Source organism: Undibacterium sp. Ji50W (genome assembly GCF_049340445.1).
Taxonomy (GTDB): domain Bacteria; phylum Pseudomonadota; class Gammaproteobacteria; order Burkholderiales; family Burkholderiaceae_D; genus Undibacterium.
In genome coordinates this window covers 22,394-42,703 of the sequence record NZ_JBMPOX010000011.1, presented here as the reverse complement: position 1 = coordinate 42,703, position 20,310 = coordinate 22,394, and the positions used below count along the sequence as shown (strand labels likewise).

Below are 20,310 nucleotides of genomic sequence, written 5' to 3'. Positions count from 1 at the left end.
TAGTGCAGTAGTGAAAAAATCCCGGGAAACCGGGATTTTTTCATTTTATTTAGTATGCCCACTTCATGCCGATTATTGAACATTTGACGCAAGCAAATATGTTCATTTGCCCATAGTCCCCCACAATCAACGCAACAGGTTTGTGGTTCTCCTCAAACAGTGGAACGTTAAGATCATCATAGTCAAGAATACCAAGAAACCCCATTTCGGAATCACAATCGCAACATAACAGGCCATCCTCTGTCGCCAAAATTGGTGCCCCACCAAGTTGATGGTAGACGCCTGGGTTAATTTTTCTGGAGATTAACATTTTTGCATCTCCGGCTTTCGTTGGGTATTCATTTGAGGCTAATTCACGCAAGGTTAATTTTCTCGCCTCATAAGGAACGTTGATATTCTGTAGTATTTCCCCTCCATCTAACTCGCCACCAACAATCTCGAGATTACCTGATTGCTGTCTAATCCAATAAGGTTCCATGTAGAACGCACAAAACGGACAAAACAAAACGTGTATGTAAAAACCTGGCCACGCAATTAGCTTGCGAACTCTTGGATCCACAGTACACAGATTTAGAGCTGGAAATAATGGATTCGCACAGTTTGGGCATGCCACATCTGGTGCTCCTTTAATATTGCCTGCGCCAGAATAATGCAGACATGCACCTCCTTCCCCATTGAGGGTGTCAGCACTTATCTGAAGCCGGTATCCAAAAGATTTTGATATGTATTCACGCATAGCTATCTCTCAATCGATGGGCGTCATCTAACATTTTCTGCATACGAACTCTTTGGGCCCCAGTCAGTTCGTGAGCAACTTGGTCTTTTGGAGTCTGTTCGTGATCTTTGTATGAAAAAGCGAGACTTACCAGGCGGAAGAGCTGCAAATTGATGCTGATCAGTCGTTTGCAGTTCTTCTAAAATCGCTTAGATTTCTTCAGCTTATCCAGACTTACATCGCTTTAGGCAACTTCTCTCTCATCCTACTATTGCAACTATTCGTCGAAATGCGTGAGTAGGTTTTTAGACGTCTTTGGCTTCCTGTAACGCAATCACGATGACAAAGCCACCTTCCTGATGGTTGTAGATGCGCAATTTGCCGCCGTGGCGTTTGATGATACGGTCAACAATCGCCAGACCCAGGCCAGAACCATTGGCCTGGCTGCGTGAGGCGTCGCCGCGGGTAAATGGTTTTAGCAGGCGTATCAGGTCCGTTTCTGCAACACCGGCCCCATGATCACGAAAACTGATCAGTATGCCGAGCTTGCGCTCTTTGTTTTTGCGTGAGCACTGTATATCCAGCGTCGTGATCGGTGCGCCAGTGGTCTTGCCGTAGCGGCAGGCGTTTTCTATCAGGTTATTGAATAGCCGCCGGACTTCAGTCATATTGCCATTGATGAACAGATCGGGGGTGATCGCGGTACGCAGGCGCAGGTATTGAAAGCGCGAGGCTTCATCGATGATCTGCTGCAAGACCTCACTCAGGTTGATGGTTTCCAGCTCCGCTTTATCCAGTGGCTTGGCGTAATCGAGAAACTGGCCGATGATGGCGTCCATCTGTTGCAGGTCGGACTGCATGCCTTGTCTGGAATCTGCACTCAGGTCGGCCATTTCCACTTCCAGTTGCATGCGTGCCAGCGGGGTGCGCAAGTCATGTGAGATGCCGGCCAGAATGATGGTGCGGTCGGCTTCTATCCTGGCCAGATCTTCCATCATGGTGTTGAAACTCTGATTGGTTTCACGTATTTCTTTCGGGCCTTTTTGTGGCAAGGGTGGTGGTTGCTTGCCCTTGGCGATGGCGCGGGCAGCATTGCTCAGGCGTGACAGCGGATCATTGATCAGCTTGGAAATGATAGCTGCACCCAGCAGCGTCAGGAACAGGGTTGCCATCGCCCAACTGAACAGTTGCAGGCCAATAGGTGGGTCCAGCCGGTCTTGTTCCAGGCGCAGCCAGTAGTGGTCATCGTCGATATCAAAGCTGATCCAGAAACCACTGACGCCATTCAATTTACTGGCAAAGCGCGTGTCGGGGCCCAGGCCTCTCAGCATGATGGTTTTGGATTCCTGGAAGAAGCTGGTGGCATCCGGTTCTTCGACGTGGTCATTGTCTTCCAGCAGGTAAATCTGCACCCCTTCCTTGTTGGCCAGGTCGGACAATAATTGGTGCCGTTTTTCGGGGGCCGAATGGGTTAGCGCAGCACGGGTGATAGTGACGATGGAAACGATCTGCGCCGCCATTTGCTGCGCCCGGGGCGTGGTTTCCAATATCCGGAAATTGGCCATCCACGCCGTCATACTGGCGGTGACAAGCAGCGCCAGCAAGAAGAAGGTGCGCCAAAACAAGCCGCTCTTAAGCCACTCCAGGCTGTTCAAATAAGAGTGCATTCAGTTTTGGCTTAAAAACAACAGTAAAGAAGCAAATGATTAAGAGATTTGTAGCTTAATGTGACTGACCATCCGGTATGAACACATATCCCAGACCCCACACAGTCTGGATGTACAGGGGATTGCCAGGGTCTGGTTCTATCAGTTTGCGCAGGCGCGAAATCTGTACGTCCAGGCTGCGGTCAAACACCTCATACTCGCGGCCCCTTGCCAGTTCCATCAACTTTTCACGTGACAGGGGTTGCCGTGCGTGGCGTGCAAATACTTTCAAGACCGAAAACTCGCCGGTAGTGAGGGCGATGTTTTCATTTTGTTTTTTCAGTGTGCGGGTGCCCAGATCCAGCACAAAGTCACCGAAGGCGAAGCTTTGCGGGCCCTCGGATGGGGCGCCCGGCAATTCATCGGGCGTTTTGCGGCGCAATACGGCGTTGATACGGGCCACCAGCTCACGCGGGCTGAAAGGTTTGGGCAGGTAATCATCCGCGCCCATTTCCAGGCCAATGATGCGGTCTACTTCTTCGCCCTTGGCGGTCAGCATGATGATCGGTGTTTTGTCGCCAGCACCGCGCAGACGGCGGCAGATTGCCAGTCCGTCTTCACCGGGCAACATCAGATCTAGCACCAGCATGTCATAACGCTCGCGTATCCACAGTTTGTTCATGGCCTGGGCGTTTTCGGCGCTGACTACCTGGAAACCTTGTTCGGTCAGGTAGCGACGCAACAAATCGCGCAAGCGCAGGTCATCATCAACGACCAGAATTTTTGCTTTCGGGCTATTTGAGTTGGTGTTTGTAGAGTCTGGTGTGGGGGTCGTATTGTTCATGGGAATATAGTACTGTCATCGAGTAGGCTTGCAAACAGAATTACTTGTCTGGATTACAAACTGTTACATACTTTACGGAATACCATAGCGGAATTCTTGCAGCTATCGTAAACTGAATTCAATCAAATTGACTAGCATCAGATGCAAGTTTGGGAATAAAATTAGCATCCTTTTCTCTGGCCTTCATTGAGCATCCATTTTCTGCATCTTTGGTCGTTAAATTATCAGGCAATCTTATTAGGCAATCGCTTTTTGTAAGCAAACCAGGCAATGAATATACCGTACTTAAAAATTTCTGTCTTATTGTTGTCGCTGTCATTGACGGCGGGAGCAATGGCGGACAATGGTCGGGCGAACAACGGCGGTGGATTCTGGAACAGGTTTAGTGGCGGTGATGCCCAGCGTAAAGATGAGCTTGCCCGCAAGGAAGAGTTGCTCAATAAGCAGCGCGAACGTCAGTTGAGCAAGAAACTTAACCAAAATCGTTTACTCGATAACTGTAGTGATACGCAGCGTGATGGCGAGCATGGCTGTGGCCGCGCCGACAGTGCACAAAAGCGCAATCGCCTGACCCCGGATGAGCGACGCGCCTTGCGTCGCCAGATACAGGATGCCGGGCATGATCTGTATACCCCCATTCGTTGATCCAGCCAGATCATCGCAATCAACTGGTTCCGAAAAATTATCTAAATTAACTAAACCAGCTAAATAATTTTAGCGACGGTTTTGCTTCATGATTTTTTGTTGTTCACGTTGCCAGTCTTTTTCTTTCTCGGTATCGCGCTTGTCATGCTGCTTTTTACCTTTGGCCAGGCCGATCTGACATTTGATGCGCCCCTTGCTGAAATGCAGGTTCAGCGGCACCATGGTGTAGCCAGAGCGTTCAACTTTACCTATCAGTTTGCTAATTTCTGCTGCATTTAACAATAATTTACGTGTCCTGACCGAATCGGGATGAATGTGGGTAGAGGCAGTCGGCAGGGCACCAATATGCGCACCGAATAGAAAAATTTCGCCGCTCTTGACGATGACATAGGCTTCTTTCAACTGCGCGCGCCCAGCACGTATGGCCTTGACTTCCCAACCTTGCAGGACGACACCGGCTTCGAATTGTTCCTCGATAAAATAATCGTGGAATGCTTTTTTATTATCAGCAATGCTCATGTGGGATGAAAATAGGTGATCTCAGGTTAAAGAAACGGTGGAATGCGTTTCGATCCCTGCAATGACTCGGTTAAAATGCGAACCTGTGATTCTACCAAATGGTTCTTCTTGATGGCAGTCGTGCATAAAACAGTTTTTGTAGCTTACAGTGCAGAGCAAATGTTTGCCCTGGTCGATGACGTCGAAAAATATCCGCAATTCTTGCCCTGGTGCGGCGAAGTACACGTCGCCGAGCGTACCGAGCATGAACTGGTTGCCACCCTTGCCATTAATTATCATGGTATCAAGCAGCAGTTTACAACGAAAAACAATAATCAGCGTCCCCATATGATGCAAATGAATCTGGTCGAGGGGCCTTTCAGGCAATTATCCGGTTGCTGGAAGTTCACTGAACTCAGGGCAGATGCCTGCAAAATCGAATTTGATCTCAATTATGAATTTTCCAGCAAATTGCTGGAACATCTGATAGGCCCGGTGTTTTCCAAGATTGCCAACAGCTTCGTCGATTCTTTCTGCACCCGTGCCGAGGCCTTGTATGGTTGACCAGGCAAGCATGGTGGTTCAGGTCTGTTATGCCAGCACATCCACCGTCAGCCTGCTGGAGGTAGAGGTCGATACCCAGGCCACCCTGACGCAGGTGATACAGCAAAGCGGTATCATACAGCGGCATCCCGAGATTGATATCAACGTCTTTAAAGTAGGGGTCTTTGGCAAGCTGAAGCCCCTGGACGCACATTTACATCCAGGTGACAGGGTGGAAATTTATCGCCCCCTGCTTGCCGACCCGATGGAAGCACGGCGCCGTCGAGCGAAAAAACAGGCGCGGGGATAAGCCGACGCCTGGTATTTCGCTTATTTGCAGTCTGCCAGGGTTTTCTTGAGATCGCCCAACTCCTGGCTGCGCTGGGCATCATCCATGAAAGTGCGTTCACCATTTTTGTCTACGTTGGCAACGCGCACGCCAGACTCCAGGCTCTGTTGGTAGCTGCGGGCACGTTCACAGTTTTTGGCCTTGGCGGCGGCAGACTGCTTTTCATCCTCGGCTTTTTTATCTTTTTCTGCCTGTTCGGCTTTGCGCTTGTTGTAATCCTCATTCTTGCTGGCAGTCGTCACCGGCTTTTGCAGCTTGCCTGCATCGTCTGCGGCAGAGGCGGGCGCTGCATCGGCAGCCGATGCTGACTTACCGCCCATATTCGGTGATTTGATGATTTTATTCTTTGGTACCGAAATCGGTGGTGGTTTGTCCGAAAATTGTTTGTTGCCTTTTTCATCCAGCCATACATACTGAGCATGAGCGGCGGCGCAGGCAAGAGTGAGAATAAAGGGCAGGGCAATGCGTGAAATTAACATAAGAAACTTTCTTTAAAACACTTGATTATTCGAGAGTTTTACACGTAGCAAGACGATTCCGCAAGTTTTCTGTATAATTCGGTTTTGCGCCTATAGGAAATGCTATGCGTTTACTTCAAAAAGCACTCACGTTCGATGACGTGCTACTCGTCCCTGCATATTCGGACATACTCCCTAAAGATACCTCACTTGCGACCAAATTGACGCGCAATATCAAGCTGAATATACCTCTGGTATCAGCGGCGATGGATACCGTCACGGAAGCCCGTCTGGCCATAGCCATGGCTCAGGAAGGTGGTATCGGTATTATTCACAAAAACCTGACTGCCAAAGAGCAGGCTCGCGAAGTGGCCAAGGTCAAACGTTTTGAATCCGGCGTGTTGCGTGATCCCATCACCATACCGCCCAACACCAAAATTCGTGATGTGATTGCCCTGTCCCAGCAGCATGGCATCAGCGGTTTCCCGGTGGTCGAAGGCAAAGTCGTGGTGGGTATCATCACCAACCGCGATTTGCGTTTTGAAGAAGAACTGGACGCCGAAGCACGTGCCAAAATGACACCGCGTGAAAAACTGGTGTTCGTCAAGGAAGGTGCCGACCTGGCAGAAGCCAAACGCCTGATGAACAAACACCGGCTGGAACGTGTACTGGTTGTCAACGATGCATTTGAATTGCGCGGCCTGATCACCGTAAAAGATATTCAAAAATCAACAGAACATCCCTTTGCCTCCAAAGATGAACAAGGCAAGCTGCGCGTGGGTGCAGCTGTCGGTGTTGGTGTCGACAATGAAGAACGGATAGACTTGCTGGCCAAAGCTGGAGTCGACGTCATCGTGGTTGATACCGCCCATGGCCACTCCAAAGGGGTGCTGGATCGCGTACGCTGGGTAAAAACCAATTACCCGCATATCGAAGTCATTGGTGGCAATATCGCTACGGCAGCCGCTGCGCTGGCACTGGTAGAACATGGCGCGGATGCAGTCAAGGTCGGTATCGGCCCAGGTTCCATCTGCACCACGCGTATCGTCGCCGGTGTGGGGGTGCCGCAGATTTCTGCGATTTCCAATGTCGCCAATGCGCTCAAGGGGACCGGTGTTCCCTGTATCGCTGATGGCGGTGTCCGCTTCTCTGGTGATGTGTCCAAGGCACTGGCTGCCGGCGCATCCACGGTGATGATGGGCAGCATGTTTGCCGGTACCGAAGAAGCGCCGGGCGAAGTCATCCTGTTCCAGGGGCGCAGCTATAAATCGTATCGTGGCATGGGTAGCCTGGGTGCCATGGCTGATGGCTCTGCTGACCGTTACTTCCAGGATGCGGCAAATAATGCTGACAAGCTGGTGCCGGAAGGTATTGAAGGCCGTGTCCCTTACAAAGGCAGCGTGCTGGCAATCCTGTATCAACTGGTGGGCGGTGTGCGTTCTTCCATGGGATATTGTGGTTGCGCTTCGATTGACGATTTGCATACCAAATCAGAATTCGTCGAAATCACCTCGGCCGGTATGCGTGAATCGCATGTCCATGATGTGCAAATCACGAAAGAAGCGCCTAATTACAGAGCCGACTGATGCATATTCCCCGAATTGAAGGCACCAGGAGATTGGTATGTCATCGCCCTTAGATCGATCCAGTCCTTCCACATCGACGCGCGTCAATTCGGGATTTGAGCGTCTGGTAGCCGAAAAAATTGATGTCCGTCTTGCCCGCTTCGAACGGCTGGGCATCAGTATGTTCGGGGTTGCAAACTGTTTTGTCAGCTTAGGTAATCTGTCAAAGCGCTTTGACTTTGCCGAACGTTCCATCACCAGTGTTGAAGCCATGTTTTGTGATGCCTTCAACTTCACCGATGATTTGCTGGAAATTCATGATTTGCGCCTGCATGAAGAACTGGGCAAGCACGGGCTGGTGGTCGGTACACCATTCTTGCGGTTTTTCGCAGCGCATCCCATTTATGACCATACCGGCCATCTGATCGGCAGTGTCATGCTGGTTGATTATGAACCGCATACACTGGGTGACGATGAGCGCCAGATCTTCAGTGACATGGCTGCCATGATAGAGCGTGAACTGGCGTTTGATGTGCTGTACCTGAACCAGCTGGAAGTCATCAAGCAAAACCGCAGCCTCAAGCGTGATTCGCTGATCGACCCATTGCTGGGAACCTGGAATAAAGCTGCCATCATACGTTCGCTCAAGATAGAAATGGAACGTTGTGCAAAGGCAGAAAAACCCCTGGCCCTGCTGATCGCCAGCCTGGACCAGATGGAAAGCCTGCGCGAATCAGAAGGTATCGCCATTACCGACCTGATGCTGGTCAAGACCGTCAGCCGTGTCCGTTCTTGCGTACGTCCTTTTGATGCCATGGGGCGATTCGGTACTGACTTGCTGCTGGTGGTATTGCCCGGGGCATCGCATCTGGTTGCTACTGCGGTGGCCGAAAGAATCCGCTCTTCAGTCATGATGCATCCCGAAGTCGTGAATCAAAAAGAAACCTCGCTGACCATCAGTGCCGGCGTCGCCTGTACTGATTTATTTCCGGATGTGGAACCGGAAGCATTAATCAGCCTTGCAGAAAAAGCCCTGCTTTCAGCCAGAAATGCAGGAAACAATCGTGTTGTTCAGGCCAGGCCTGCACAACCTGACATGATAATTTGAGTTATGCATTCTAAAATTCTTATCCTTGATTTTGGTTCCCAGGTCACGCAACTGATTGCCCGTCGCGTGCGTGACGCAGGGGTTTTTTCTGAAGTACATCCGTATGATGTCAGTGATGAATTCATTCGCAACTATGGCGCTGCTGGCATTATCCTGTCTGGCGGCCCCAGCAGTGTGACCGAAGGGGATACCCCACGTGCACCCATGGCCGTGTTTGATGCCGGCGTGCCGGTACTGGGTATTTGCTATGGCATGCAGACCATGGCCGAACAACTGGGTGGCAAGGTTGAAAACGGTCATGTGCGTGAATTCGGTTACGCCGAAGTCCGTGCCCGCGGCCATACCGCCCTGTTCAAAGACATCAATGATTTTGTCACGTCAGAAGGCCATGGCATGCTCAAGGTATGGATGAGCCATGGCGACAAGGTCAATGAAATGCCGCCAGGCTTCAAACTAATGGCATCTACAGACAATTGCCCGATTGCGGCAATGGCTGACGAAGAGCGTCATTTTTACGCCGTGCAGTTCCATCCCGAAGTCACCCATACCCTGCAGGGCGAAGCCATACTTGGCCGTTTTGTGCATGAAATCTGTGGCTGTAAATCAGACTGGAACATGCCTGATTACATCGCCGAGGCAGTCGCTTCGATACGTGCCCAGGTGGGTGATGATGAAGTCATCCTCGGCCTGTCCGGCGGTGTCGACAGCAGCGTTGCTGCTGCCTTGATACACCGTGCCATTGGCGACAAGCTGACCTGTGTCTTTGTAGACCACGGCCTGCTGCGTCTGGATGAAGGTAAAATGGTCATGGAAATGTTTGCCAACAACCTGGGTGTCAAAGTCATCCATGTTGATGCCAGCGCACAATTCATGGGCCATCTGGCCGGTGTCACTGACCCAGAAGCCAAGCGCAAGATCATAGGCCGCGAATTTGTTGAAGTCTTCCAGGTTGAGTCCGGCAAGCTGAGCAATGCCAAATGGCTGGCGCAGGGCACGATTTACCCTGACGTCATCGAAAGTGCCGGCAAAGGCAAAAAAGGCTCACACACCATCAAGAGCCATCATAACGTCGGTGGCTTGCCAGACACCCTGAACCTGAAACTGCTGGAACCCCTGCGTGAATTGTTCAAGGACGAAGTACGCAAGCTGGGCGTCGCCCTGGGCCTGCCGCACAGCATGGTGTACCGTCATCCTTTCCCTGGCCCTGGCCTGGGCGTGCGTATTCTGGGTGAAGTCAAGAAAGAATTTGCCGACCTGCTGCGCCGTGCCGATGCCATCTTCATCCAAGAACTGCGCAGCACCTTCGTGGACCCGCATGCAGAAAAACCGCAAAGCTGGTACGACGCCACCAGCCAGGCCTTTGCCGTATTCTTGCCAGTCAAATCCGTTGGCGTGATGGGTGACGGCCGCACCTATGAATACGTGGTCGCCCTGCGCGCCGTGCAAACCCAGGATTTCATGACAGCCCACTGGGCACACCTGCCACATGAGCTGCTGGGTAAAGTATCCAACCGTATCATCAACGAAGTACGCGGCATCAACCGCGTGGTGTATGACATCTCAGGCAAACCGCCTGCGACGATTGAGTGGGAGTGATCGCACGAGATGACCAGCAGCTTGATTTGCAGCGTGATGCATTGACGGGGGCGGGTGTCGAGTGATTTACGAGGAAACGGCCAGCGGCAAGAGTGCTGACCGCTTAGAGCTTGAGCAATGCCGCGAGGCGCTTCGCGCTGGGGATACCCTTGTAGTAGGCGGTTGGATAGACTCGGACGTAGCTTGCCCGATTTGGTGACGATCGTGGCTGACTTGGAGCAGTGCGGCATTGGTTTTGAAAGTCTCTCGGAAAAGATCGAAACAGGTACTGCAGTTGGCAAGTTGGTTTTTCATGTGTTTGCTGCACTGTCAGAGTTCGAGCGGAATTTGATTCGTGAGCGCACACAGGCAGGTCTAGTTGCCGCCCGTGTCCGTGGTCGAGCTGGTGGCCGTAAGCCGAAACTTTACGACCAGAAGGTGCGGGAAATCAAGGCGCTTTTGCGTGATCCAGATATTCAGTTGGCTGACGTGGCCCGCCGTTATGGCGTTTCACGCACCACACTTTACAAACATGTTGGTGTTGTTGCGCCAAGGTAATGAGGTTATAGCAATGACGAGCGAAGGAGCGGTGATGGACAGAACAATTGTTCAATATAGGGTGAATTGGCCTACATATGCCATCTATTGAGAAACAAACCAGCGAGCGATGTGATTGCCCTTGCGGTTGCGGGCAAAGTGCAAGTCTTCTTTCCGGTAGTTTCAACTATACGACAGATAGATACGTTGTATTTCGCACAGTTTTGCTTCAGTGCGACGAAGGCGGTGCCCACGTTTGGTCAATTCTTCGCAGTGGCCCATGGTTTAAAGACGACAAGCGCGATTGCTGGCTAACTTTGCATACCTGGATCAATGAAAAAAATCTCGCAACACGGATTGAAGATCCTGAGAATTCGCCCTTTTCAAAATTGTTCTTGTTTACCGAGCGGCTTCTGACACGGGAGGAAGTTCTTTTGCAACCTGGGGGCAAGGAATGGGCCTTTAGGGTCCATGGTGGTCTGATTGTTAAGCACAAAGAAATCTCGGCGTTTCTTCTTAAACTCACCGATGTGTAAGCTAGAACCCCGTACGCAACCCGTGAACAAGGTATTTTTCATGGCATCGACTGCGATGGCTAGCTCTAACGTGGCGCAACCATTGAAGATTAGAGGCTTATTTACAATTGAGTGAGAGTGATTTGAGGTTGTTCGGGGGCTATCGTCAGCCATCGAAGAACTGTCGTAACGTATTGATTTATAAGGAAATACGTCGCGGCAGTTATCGGTTGCTATCGACCCCAGTAAAATAACTTGCTGGTCAAGCTGACGGTAAGATTTTGACCTCGGATTCAGACCCAGATTTTTACCGTTATGACTATTTCGGTCTTGACGGTAAAAATCACCCCGAAAACCTGGCCCGGACAATTCTATTCCCGTTTTTACTCCCCATGTAAGTGCGTGGCTTACATGGGGTGATGCTGGCATTTAGTATTTTTGCTGTGCCAAGTCCGCCAGCAATCCTGGCCCAGTTGGATTCCAGCCCAGCTTCTTGCGTGTCAACGCGCTCGATGTCGAAAGGTCGAGGCCGGCGAACATGGCGAGCCAGCCAAAATGCACCTGCGCTTCTTCCACCGACAACGATTTTACCGGCAGATTCAGGCCGCGCCCAAGGGATTCTGCGATGTCGCGCGTGCTAACGCCTTCTTCCGCCACGGCATGATACTTCGCGCCGGCTTCATGCTGTTCCAGCGCGAGCCGATACAGCCTGGCCACGTCCGACACGTGGGCTGCGGGCCAACGGTTGCGCCCGTCTCCGATGTAGGCGGATATGCCTTTTTCGCGTGCCACCGGAATGATATAGCTGACCAGGCCTTGCTTCAATGGGTCGTGCACCTGGGGCAGGCGCACCACGGCCGCGCTCACACCCTTACCCAGCAAGGCCATCGCCGTTTGCTCCGACACGCGCGGAGTCCGGGGATCGGGTAACGGCACATCTTCTTCCGTTGCCAGCGTTCCAGGCGCGGCGAGGCCGCCGGCGCCCGAGGTGACAATGAAGGGGCGGTCAGAACCGGCGAGCACGGCGCCCATGGCATCGATAGCCCGTCGGTCGATTTCGCAATTCTCCTGGAATTTGGAGAAGTCGTGGACGAAGGCCGTGTGAATGACGGCGTCGGCGGCAGCGGCGCCGCTCTTCAAACTTTCAAGATCGTGCAGCGAACCGCGATGCACGTCGACGCCGATCGAACCCAATCGCCTGGCACCGTCGTCTGAGCGGGCCAGACCGAGAACCTTGTGGCCCGCTGCAATCAATTCCTGGCAGACGGGGAAGCCGATGAAACCGGTTGCGCCGGTAACGAATACACGCATGGTGATACTCCTTGATGATTTAAACGTGATGCAACACTTGGATGCACCTGATCGCGCAAAGATATCCCGATTCGGCAACGCCGGCTTTCAACAACGCCGGGGTTTTTTCATCTTCAAACTGCGCCGCTGCGGGAGTATCATGAACACGGGTTATTCTGGCGGTTCGCCTCATCAGGGTAAAGTAGTGACAATATACCGGTATAAACGTTAACAGGATAAGCATGACGACTGGCAAGGAAAATGCGCTGGGCACCTATCTGAAAGACCGCCGTTCCCGGCTTGATGCTGCGGCGCTGGGCTATGCCACGGGTCGCCGCCGCACGGTCGGTTTGCGGCGCGAGGAAGTGGCGCAGCGCGCCAACGTCAGTGCCACCTGGTACACCTGGCTGGAGCAGGGACGCGGCGGCGCGCCTTCGACCAATGTGCTCGATCGCCTGTCGCAGGCGCTGCTGCTGACCGATGCCGAGCGCGAACATGCGCACCTGTTGGCGTTTGGCCGGCCGCCGGAAGTGCGCTACAAACACGTGGAGAGCATTTCACCACGCCTGCAGCACATTCTCGATGCACTCAAATACAGCCCGGCGTTCGTACGGACATCGACCTGGGATATCGTCGGCTTGAACAAGGCGGCATCGCTGCTGCTGGGGCCGCCGGAGTCCCTGGCTGTGCCGCGCAACATTCTGAGAAATTTCTTCGGCAACCCTCAGGCGCGACTGTTGCAAACTGATTGGGCGACGGCGGCGCGCTTTGTGGTCGCGGCATTCCGCGCCGACATTACACGCGCCGGGGCGACCGAGGAAGTGAAACAATTGATCGACGAGCTGAGCCTGTCGAGCCCGGACTTCGCGGCCATGTGGCGCGAGAACGATATCGTGTCGCATGGCGGGGGCTTAAAGCAGCTTAATCACCCGGTGGCGGGCATGCTGAGCCTCGAGTATTCCTCGTTCGCCGTCGATGGCAGATCTGATCTGACACTCGTGATTTATCAGCCTGCGACGGCGGAAGACACCAAACGTATTCGTCTGATGCTGAAGGCGGGGCGATAATGGAACACTGGCGCTTGACCGCTTCCGGAGTGATAACTTCGTGCCCCGCTGCATTGTTCACAGCGTGTGGTAGATGAAGCTAGAACATGATTGCTCTAGAAAACTGGACAAGAGTTTAAGTAATATCCTACTATGACCGAAACGAGCAGAATATGGACTGAACAATTTCAGTGGGCAATAGCAAGCCAATGACCGCGATTGCGCCATAAAAATGAAAACACTAACCGCCTCCGCCATAAGCCCGGTCCTCCTGGAAGGAACGGAGCCGATTGTCGGGCAGTTGCCCGTCGGTATTTTCCGCAAGGACGCGGTCGGGCGTTTTATCTTCGTCAATCCTCTCTTCTGCCAACTCAAGGCCACTTCGGCGGACCAGATTCTGGGCCGGACCGCCAGCGAGATCGCCGCCAGCACGGCCTCAGACGCCAATACAATGTGGCAGCCGGAACCCTGCGCGCATGCATGCCGTCAGCACGCGCTGATCATGCAAACCGGGCAGCAGGTCGAGCGAGAGGAAATGTGGCTCGCTGCCGAGGGGCAGCCCCGGTATCGCCAGATTGTCGAATCTGCTGTGCGTGGGTCTGACGGGGCAATTATCGGCAGCCAGGGGGTCTTGTTTGACATTACCCGGCACCGGCAAGCAGACGAGTGGCACGCCAGTGATATGCAAATCAACGGCCATGAACTGCTGCGGGCGCTGTTGGACAATTTTCCTGATCATATTTATTTCAAGGACACCGAATCCCGTTTTATCACCTGCAGCGCAGCCATGGCCCGCGAGTTTGGAATGAACGCGCCGGAGGAACTGGTGGGTAAGTCTGATTTCGACTTTTTCTCCGATGAACACGCCCGTCAGGCGTTCGATGACGAGCAGCAAATCATCCGCACGGGATTGCCGATGATAGGCTGTGTGGAAAGGGAAACCTGGGTGGATGGGCGGCCCGACACCTGGGCATTGACCACAAAAATGCCCTTATGCGACAGCGCTGGCCAAATCGTTGGCACCTTTGGTATCACCAAGAACATCTCCGATCTGAAAGAGGCCGAGCGCCAGATCGCCGAGGCGCACAAGCAGTTGCTTGAAGCCTCGCACCTGGCTGGCAAAGCCGAGATCGCCACCAATGTGTTGCATAACGTGGGCAATGTGCTCAACAGCGTGAACGTCTCGACCACGCTGATTCTCTCGCTCATTCGCACCTCCAAGATGGATGGACTCGTACGGGCAGTGCAATTGATGGACCAGCACACGGACGATTTGGGTGCGTTTATCACAGCGGATACCAGAGGCAAGGTGTTGCCCGGCTACCTGCGCCAGTTGGCTGCCGTGCTGGTGGCAGAGCAACAGGAAGCCATCAATGAGCTGGTGGCCTTGAGCAAGAACGTGGACCACATCAAGGAAATAATCGCCGCACAACAGGTCCATGCCGGAAAGTCCAGCCGTTTGGAGATGGCGCAGATCGGTGAACTGCTGGAAGACGCATTGCGCATCAACGCCCCCGCGCTTCTGCGCCGCCAGGTGGTGGTGAACAAAGAGATCGCGCCCATGTCCGCGCTGCCGCTGGACAAAGGACGGATACTGCAGATACTGGTCAATCTGATCGGCAATGCCGAGCAGGCCATGGAAGAGGGCGAGGGAGGCAGAGGCGAGCCCAGGCTCACGCTACGTGTGGAACTGAGGCAAAATCAAGACCAAAACCAAAACCCGAGGCTGATTATCCAGGTCACCGACAATGGGGTGGGCATCGCCCCCGAGGCCCTAACCCAGGTGTTTGCACACGGCTTCACCACCAAGAAAACCGGACACGGATTCGGGCTGCACAGTGCGGTAATCGCGGCACATGAAATGGGTGGAACCCTCACGGCCCACAGCGACGGACTGGGCACCGGAGCCAGGTTCACGCTGGAGCTTCCGATCCGGATGAGTGGAGATATGCCCTGAGCAAGCAACAAAATCGACGTATTCACCCTGGCTGATGATAGGCCAGCCATCATACGTGCGTTCAATATGGATGGTTTAAAGGGATTAATGCTTTTTTGATAAAAAATACAAAAACCTTGCCTGATTGCACGCGCGCTACGCAAGTCAGAAGGCCAATAAGCTGCTCCGTGGTATCATGTGTCCCTTTTGCGTTTCAAAAACGTACTAAAATTTCATGCATCGTGTTTATCATGTGGTGCAAAAGAGAGCGGCTTTGTCAAAAGCCTTGCCTGTGCAGCCTTCAAAGTCGCTGCTGACAATCATGCGGGAATAAGACGTGACTTATAGCGTCAAAGAAATTTTTTACACTCTACAGGGCGAGGGCAATCATGCCGGACGCCCGGCGGTGTTTTGCCGTTTTTCTGGCTGTAATTTGTGGTCGGGGCGGGAAGAGGACAGGTCGACTGCGGTTTGCCAGTTCTGTGATACTGATTTTGTCGGTACAGACGGCGAGGGCGGCGGCAAGTTCAAGCAGGCCGCAGCGCTGGCTGCGACCATTAACGCTTTGTGGCCAGTGTCCTATACTGCCAGTAAGTATGTGGTGTTTACCGGTGGCGAACCCTTGTTGCAACTGGATGCAACCCTGATCGATGCCATGCATGCGGTGGGGTTTGAAATTGCTATTGAAACCAATGGTACCTTGCCGGTGCCAGCGGGTGTGGACTGGATTTGTGTCAGTCCTAAAATGGGTTCAGAACTGGTGGTGCGCCAGGGCAGTGAGTTGAAAGTCGTGATCCCTCAATTTGGCCAGGATATGGCTGCATATGCAAATCTTGATTTTGAACATTATTTTGTACAGGCCATGGATGGCCCTTTAAGAGACGATAATTTGCGTCTTGCAATTGAATTCTGCAAACAGCATCCGCAATGGAAGCTGAGCTTGCAAACCCATAAACTTTTACAGATTCCTTAAGTTTTCATGTTAACGATTACCAGAAAATTGGAATTCGATGCCGGTCATCGTATTCCTGATCATGGCAGCCAGTGTCGCAATTTGCACGGTCACCGCTATACCTTGCAAATTACGCTGACCGGTGATGTTGTCCAGAAAGATGGCGAGTCGGATAATGGCATGATCATGGATTTTGGTGATATCAAGGCACTGGCCAATGAACATCTGGTCAATTTGTGGGACCATTCCTTCATCGTCTATGAGAAGGATTACATCATCAAGAATTTCCTGGAGAAATTGCCAGGACATAAAACAGTAGTCATTGATCGCGTACCTACGGTGGAAAACCTGGCGAAAATCGCCTTTGATATTTTGAAGGTGGTATATCACGGCAGGTTTGGTCGTACTTTAGAACTGACCAAGGTAACCCTTTACGAAACACCAAATTGCTGGGCCGAGATAGACGGATAATGGCTGGCGAACCACATCCCGCCGCGCCGGATGCGCAGCAAATGCGTGATCTGGAGATGATGCAGGTCGCCTTGCAGCAGGCCAGGCTGGCCTGGGCCGAAGGCGAGGTGCCGGTAGGGGCTGTCGTGGTCAAGGATGGCCAGGTGATTGCCACCGGCTATAACCGCCCGATAGGCAAGCATGACCCTACTGCCCATGCAGAGATCATGGCATTGCGGGCTGCGGCTGAAGTGATGGGCAATTACCGCCTTCCCGGTTGCGAGCTATATGTCACGCTGGAACCCTGCATGATGTGTGCCGGTGCCATGATGCATGCGCGTCTGGCACGTGTCATTTATGGCGCCAGTGATCCCAAAACCGGTGTCGCCGGTTCTCTGCTGAATGTATTCGCGCTTGATCAATTGAATCATCATACCCAGATAACGCCGGGGGTGATGGCGGAAGAGTGCGGCACCCTGCTTAAGGAATTTTTTGCCCACAGGCGTGCCGTGGCGGCGCAAAAGAAAATCGTGGCAGATGGCGCTGGTACTGTAGACACATGAGCAGATAAATTAGCAGATTAGTCAGCAGACAACTACCGCAAGGCCTTCATTCACACTGACAGTATCCCTATGCAAGAGATAAAAGAACAGCCCGGCCTTGCCGTTGTCGCACCCAGCGGTGCTCCTTTGGATGATGTGGCGGTAGAGCGTGGGCTGGCGTTGCTGGTACAACAGGGCTTCAAAGTGCACAGCTATTACCAGCCAGCGCACAAGTTCCAGCGCTTTGGTGCCACCGATGCCGAACGCGTGCAGCAAATGCATGCCGCCGCCCAAAACCCGGATGTGCAAATCGTCATGGCCTTGCGTGGCAGTTACGGCATGTCCCGGCTGATGCCACATCTTGATCTGGACTTGCTGGCGCAAAGTGGCAAACGTTTTGTTGGCTACAGCGATTTCACACTCATCCATCTGGCCATGCTGGCACGTAACCGGCTCAGCCTTGCCGGGCCTATGTTGTGTGATGATTTTACCCGTGAGCAGCCCTGTGACTATACCTTGAAGCAATTCAAGGACAGTATCAGTAATGAATATCACACCGTTGAGTTTCAAACCACCCATGAAGATGTGGAATTGAACGGACGCTTATGGGGTGGCAACCTGGCCATGCTGGCCCATGCAGTGGGTACGCCTTACTGGGCCGAAGCACAGGACGGGATTTTATTCCTGGAAGATATTGGCGAGCATCCTTACCGCATTGAACGCATGCTGTTGCAACTGCATTTTGCGGGTGTGCTGAGCAAGCAAAAAGCCATCATCCTGGGTAATTTTTCTGCTTACAAGCTGGCCCCGCATGACAATGGGTATGATTTTGATGCGATGCTGGACTATCTGCGCAGCATACTCGATATTCCTGTCATTACCGGCTTGCCCTTTGGACATATACGTACCAGAGCCAGTCTGGTGGTGGGTAGCGATGCAGAATTGAAGATCACCGCAGGTGCGGTTCGTCTCGACATGCGGTATCGCTGGTCATAATTTGTACCGCACTTGAAATGTAAAAAAGCCCGGCAAACGCAATGTTTGCCGGGCTTTTTGATGTGACTGACCTTAGTGCAGTTTAATCCGCTGCATAAATATCATTGTCTTTGGTTTCTTTGATGAACAGGGCACCGATGATGAAGGTTGCCGCTGCGATCACGATAGGGTACCAGAGACCATAGTAAATATCGCCCTTGAATGCCACCAGCGCAAATGCCGTGGTTGGCAGCAAGCCACCAAACCAGCCGTTACCGATATGGTAAGGCAGGGACATGGATGTGTAGCGGATGCGGGTTGGGAACATTTCAACCAGCATGGCAGCGATAGGACCATATACCATTGTTACGTAGAGCACCAGGATGACCAGCAATAACAACACCATGGGTTTGTTGACTTGCTCAGGGTCTGCCTTCGGTGGGTAGCCAGCGGCTTTGATGGCGTCACCCAGTTCTTTGGAGAAAGCCTTGTCTTTGGCAGTGGCTTCAGGTTTTGGCAAGCCATTGGCATTGTACGAAGCAATGACTTTGTCACCAACTTTGACCGAAGCGATAGTGCCTGCCGGAGCAATTTCGTTAGCGTAGTTGACCGAAGCGGCAGCCAGTTTTGCTTTAATGATATCGCATGAAGAGGTGAATTTCTTGGTACCGGTAGGGTTGAACTGGAACTGGCAATCATCAGGATCAGCAGTAACCACGACTGGTGCGTTTTTCAGTGCTGCTTCCAGCGCTGGGTTGGCATAATGCGTCAGTGCGCTGAAAATCGGGAAGTAGGTTATCGCAGCAATCAGGCAGCCTGCCAGAATGATAGGTTTACGGCCGATCTTGTCAGACAGGGAACCAAACACGAGGAAGAATGGGGTGCCGATAACCAGGGATATGGCGATCAGGACGTTGGCTGTAGGGCCGTCCACTTTCAGGGTTTGCTGCAGGAAGAACAGCGCATAGAACTGACCTGTGTACCAGACCACTGCCTGGCCTGCTGTCAGACCCAGCAATGCCAGGATAACGATTTTCAGGTTTTTCCATTGACCGAAAGATTCTGTCAAAGGTGCTTTGGAAGTTTTGCCTTCGGCCTTCATTTTGGCGAAAGCAGGGGATTCATTCATGGACAAACGGATCCAGACCGAAACCGCCAGCAGGAAAACCGATACCAGGAAAGGAACACGCCAGCCCCAGGTACCGAATTCTTCTTCACCAATGGCAGTACGTGTACCCAGAATCACCATCAGGGACAAAAACAGACCCAATGTTGCTGTAGTCTGGATCCATGCAGTGAAAGAGCCACGCTTGCCGTGTGGTGCATGTTCTGCCACGTAGGTTGCTGCACCACCATATTCACCGCCCAGCGCCAGACCTTGCAGAATACGCAGGGAGATCAGGATAACCGGTGCGACAATGCCGATGGTTTCATAGTTAGGCAGCAGGCCCACGCAGAAGGTGGAGCCACCCATGATCAGAATCGTGACCAGGAAAGTGTATTTACGACCTATCATGTCTCCAAGGCGACCGAATACCAGAGCACCGAAAGGGCGGACAATGAAACCGGCGGCAAATGCCAGCAGGGCGAAAATGAAAGCTGTATTGGGGTCAGTGCCGGCAAAGAACTGTTTGGCAATGATTGGGGCAAGTGAGCCGTATAGATAAAAGTCGTACCATTCAAAAACGGTGCCCAGCGAAGAAGCAAAGATAACCTTGCGTTCTTCTCCAGTCATGCCGCCTGACGTTGCGGTAGGTGCTGTCGCCATGCTTGTCTCCTGTTTTATGTATATAAGTGTGCTTGATAAAAATGGCTGGAAAAACTGATCGGAAAAATTCGATGCATATTTCAACATTTTTTTATTGCAAACTAAGTGTGCAAGTTGAAACTTACGGCTTGCTTGCTCGAAACTTACAGAAACTTACGAATGATATTGATAAGGTGTTCAATCAATAACAGTATTTGGGCGTAAAATGGAATTCAATAAATTTACGAACGGTCGTACTAAATTGTGATATTCTAGTTTTTGCGCTTGAGCTGGCTCCGGCTATCGTCGATGCGGGGCAATTTCAGGCAGAAATGCTGATGTATGCTGAAGAACGGTTTTGGCGGGCAGGCTTG

The 20,310-nt window shown here is 52.3% G+C and carries 20 protein-coding genes and 1 pseudogene; 14 read left to right on the top strand and 7 right to left on the bottom strand.

All coding sequences use genetic code 11. From position 1 onward, the window contains the following. Nucleotides 1–49: 49 nt before the first annotated feature. The 3 genes from ACO0K9_RS16285 to ompR all read right to left on the bottom strand — a co-directional run bounded on the left by ACO0K9_RS16285 (nt 50) and on the right by ompR (nt 3,205). On the bottom strand, nt 50–736 hold the full coding sequence (locus ACO0K9_RS16285) for a hypothetical protein (protein ID WP_422986749.1): 687 nt from the start codon (nt 734–736) through the stop codon (nt 50–52). A gap of 284 nt (nt 737–1,020) precedes the next feature. Further along, complete coding sequence (locus ACO0K9_RS16280; RefSeq protein ID WP_422986747.1) at nt 1,021–2,382, bottom strand: ATP-binding protein; 1,362 nt, start codon at nt 2,380–2,382, stop codon at nt 1,021–1,023. 55 nt (nt 2,383–2,437) lie between these two features. Beyond that, nucleotides 2,438–3,205 carry a two-component system response regulator OmpR gene (ompR, locus tag ACO0K9_RS16275; protein WP_422986745.1) on the bottom strand — a complete coding sequence of 256 codons (768 nt, stop codon included), beginning with the start codon at nt 3,203–3,205 and terminating at the stop codon, nt 2,438–2,440. Nucleotides 3,206–3,475: 270 nt separating this feature from the next. Between ompR and ACO0K9_RS16270 the strand changes: the two genes are divergently transcribed. After that, nucleotides 3,476–3,850, top strand: a complete 375-nt coding sequence (locus ACO0K9_RS16270; protein ID WP_422986743.1) for a hypothetical protein — start codon at nt 3,476–3,478, stop codon at nt 3,848–3,850. A gap of 69 nt (nt 3,851–3,919) precedes the next feature. Here ACO0K9_RS16270 and smpB read toward each other — a convergent pair whose 3' ends face one another. Then, entirely contained in the window at nt 3,920–4,369 is a 450-nt protein-coding gene (gene smpB, locus ACO0K9_RS16265) for an SsrA-binding protein SmpB (protein WP_422986741.1), read from the bottom strand. 111 nt (nt 4,370–4,480) lie between these two features. Between smpB and ACO0K9_RS16260 the strand changes: the two genes are divergently transcribed. Both ACO0K9_RS16260 and ACO0K9_RS16255 read left to right on the top strand, forming a co-directional pair. Further along, nucleotides 4,481–4,912 (top strand): type II toxin-antitoxin system RatA family toxin, encoded by a 432-nt coding sequence (locus ACO0K9_RS16260; RefSeq protein WP_422986994.1) that lies wholly within the window; start codon nt 4,481–4,483, stop codon nt 4,910–4,912. Further along, nucleotides 4,905–5,201 carry an RnfH family protein gene (locus ACO0K9_RS16255; RefSeq protein ID WP_422986739.1) on the top strand — a complete coding sequence of 99 codons (297 nt, stop codon included), beginning with the start codon at nt 4,905–4,907 and terminating at the stop codon, nt 5,199–5,201. Before ACO0K9_RS16260 ends, ACO0K9_RS16255 begins: the two co-directional genes overlap by 8 nt. A gap of 20 nt (nt 5,202–5,221) precedes the next feature. On the opposite strand, the gene ACO0K9_RS16250 is transcribed toward ACO0K9_RS16255, so the two are convergent. Then, on the bottom strand, nt 5,222–5,719 hold the full coding sequence (locus ACO0K9_RS16250; RefSeq protein WP_422986737.1) for a DUF4124 domain-containing protein: 498 nt from the start codon (nt 5,717–5,719) through the stop codon (nt 5,222–5,224). Between the two features lie 104 nt (nt 5,720–5,823). Here ACO0K9_RS16250 and guaB point away from each other — a divergent pair, with 104 nt between their 5' ends. The 5 genes and pseudogenes from guaB (at nt 5,824) to ACO0K9_RS16225 (ending at nt 11,019) form a co-directional block, all read left to right on the top strand. After that, nucleotides 5,824–7,284, top strand: a complete 1,461-nt coding sequence (guaB, locus tag ACO0K9_RS16245; RefSeq protein WP_422986735.1) for an IMP dehydrogenase — start codon at nt 5,824–5,826, stop codon at nt 7,282–7,284. Between the two features lie 37 nt (nt 7,285–7,321). Further along, nucleotides 7,322–8,371: a GGDEF domain-containing protein gene (locus ACO0K9_RS16240; protein WP_422986733.1), complete on the top strand. Its 1,050-nt coding sequence runs from the start codon at nt 7,322–7,324 to the stop codon at nt 8,369–8,371. A gap of 3 nt (nt 8,372–8,374) precedes the next feature. Continuing rightward, nucleotides 8,375–9,967, top strand: coding sequence for a glutamine-hydrolyzing GMP synthase (guaA, locus tag ACO0K9_RS16235; protein ID WP_422986731.1), 1,593 nt, complete (start codon nt 8,375–8,377; stop codon nt 9,965–9,967). Continuing rightward, nucleotides 9,958–10,504 (top strand): annotated as a pseudogene (locus tag ACO0K9_RS16230) (recombinase family protein). The gene guaA and the pseudogene ACO0K9_RS16230 overlap by 10 nt, the downstream one beginning before the upstream one ends. Nucleotides 10,505–10,581: 77 nt before the next feature. After that, nucleotides 10,582–11,019, top strand: coding sequence for a hypothetical protein (locus ACO0K9_RS16225; protein WP_422986729.1), 438 nt, complete (start codon nt 10,582–10,584; stop codon nt 11,017–11,019). Between the two features lie 408 nt (nt 11,020–11,427). Here ACO0K9_RS16225 and ACO0K9_RS16220 read toward each other — a convergent pair whose 3' ends face one another. Next, on the bottom strand, nt 11,428–12,309 hold the full coding sequence (locus ACO0K9_RS16220; RefSeq protein ID WP_422986727.1) for an SDR family oxidoreductase: 882 nt from the start codon (nt 12,307–12,309) through the stop codon (nt 11,428–11,430). A 221-nt stretch (nt 12,310–12,530) separates the two neighbouring features. Between ACO0K9_RS16220 and ACO0K9_RS16215 the strand changes: the two genes are divergently transcribed. The 6 genes from ACO0K9_RS16215 to ACO0K9_RS16190 all read left to right on the top strand — a co-directional run bounded on the left by ACO0K9_RS16215 (nt 12,531) and on the right by ACO0K9_RS16190 (nt 18,210). Further along, the gene (locus ACO0K9_RS16215; protein ID WP_422986725.1) at nt 12,531–13,355 is read left to right on the top strand and encodes a helix-turn-helix transcriptional regulator; all 825 of its coding nucleotides are present in this window, start codon (nt 12,531–12,533) and stop codon (nt 13,353–13,355) included. Nucleotides 13,356–13,566: 211 nt separating this feature from the next. Beyond that, entirely contained in the window at nt 13,567–15,291 is a 1,725-nt protein-coding gene (locus tag ACO0K9_RS16210) for a PAS domain-containing protein (protein WP_422986723.1), read from the top strand. 316 nt (nt 15,292–15,607) lie between these two features. Beyond that, nucleotides 15,608–16,243, top strand: coding sequence for a 7-carboxy-7-deazaguanine synthase (gene queE / locus ACO0K9_RS16205; protein ID WP_422986721.1), 636 nt, complete (start codon nt 15,608–15,610; stop codon nt 16,241–16,243). 6 nt (nt 16,244–16,249) lie between these two features. Further along, the gene (queD, locus tag ACO0K9_RS16200) at nt 16,250–16,693 is read left to right on the top strand and encodes a 6-carboxytetrahydropterin synthase QueD (protein WP_422941532.1); all 444 of its coding nucleotides are present in this window, start codon (nt 16,250–16,252) and stop codon (nt 16,691–16,693) included. Next, nucleotides 16,693–17,235, top strand: a complete 543-nt coding sequence (gene tadA, locus ACO0K9_RS16195) for a tRNA adenosine(34) deaminase TadA (RefSeq protein WP_422986719.1) — start codon at nt 16,693–16,695, stop codon at nt 17,233–17,235. The genes queD and tadA overlap by 1 nt, the downstream gene beginning before the upstream one ends. 69 nt (nt 17,236–17,304) lie before the next feature. Beyond that, on the top strand, nt 17,305–18,210 hold the full coding sequence (locus tag ACO0K9_RS16190) for an LD-carboxypeptidase (RefSeq protein WP_422986717.1): 906 nt from the start codon (nt 17,305–17,307) through the stop codon (nt 18,208–18,210). A gap of 82 nt (nt 18,211–18,292) precedes the next feature. Here ACO0K9_RS16190 and ACO0K9_RS16185 read toward each other — a convergent pair whose 3' ends face one another. After that, on the bottom strand, nt 18,293–19,957 hold the full coding sequence (locus tag ACO0K9_RS16185; RefSeq protein ID WP_422986715.1) for an MFS transporter: 1,665 nt from the start codon (nt 19,955–19,957) through the stop codon (nt 18,293–18,295). Nucleotides 19,958–20,310: the final 353 nt, after the last annotated feature.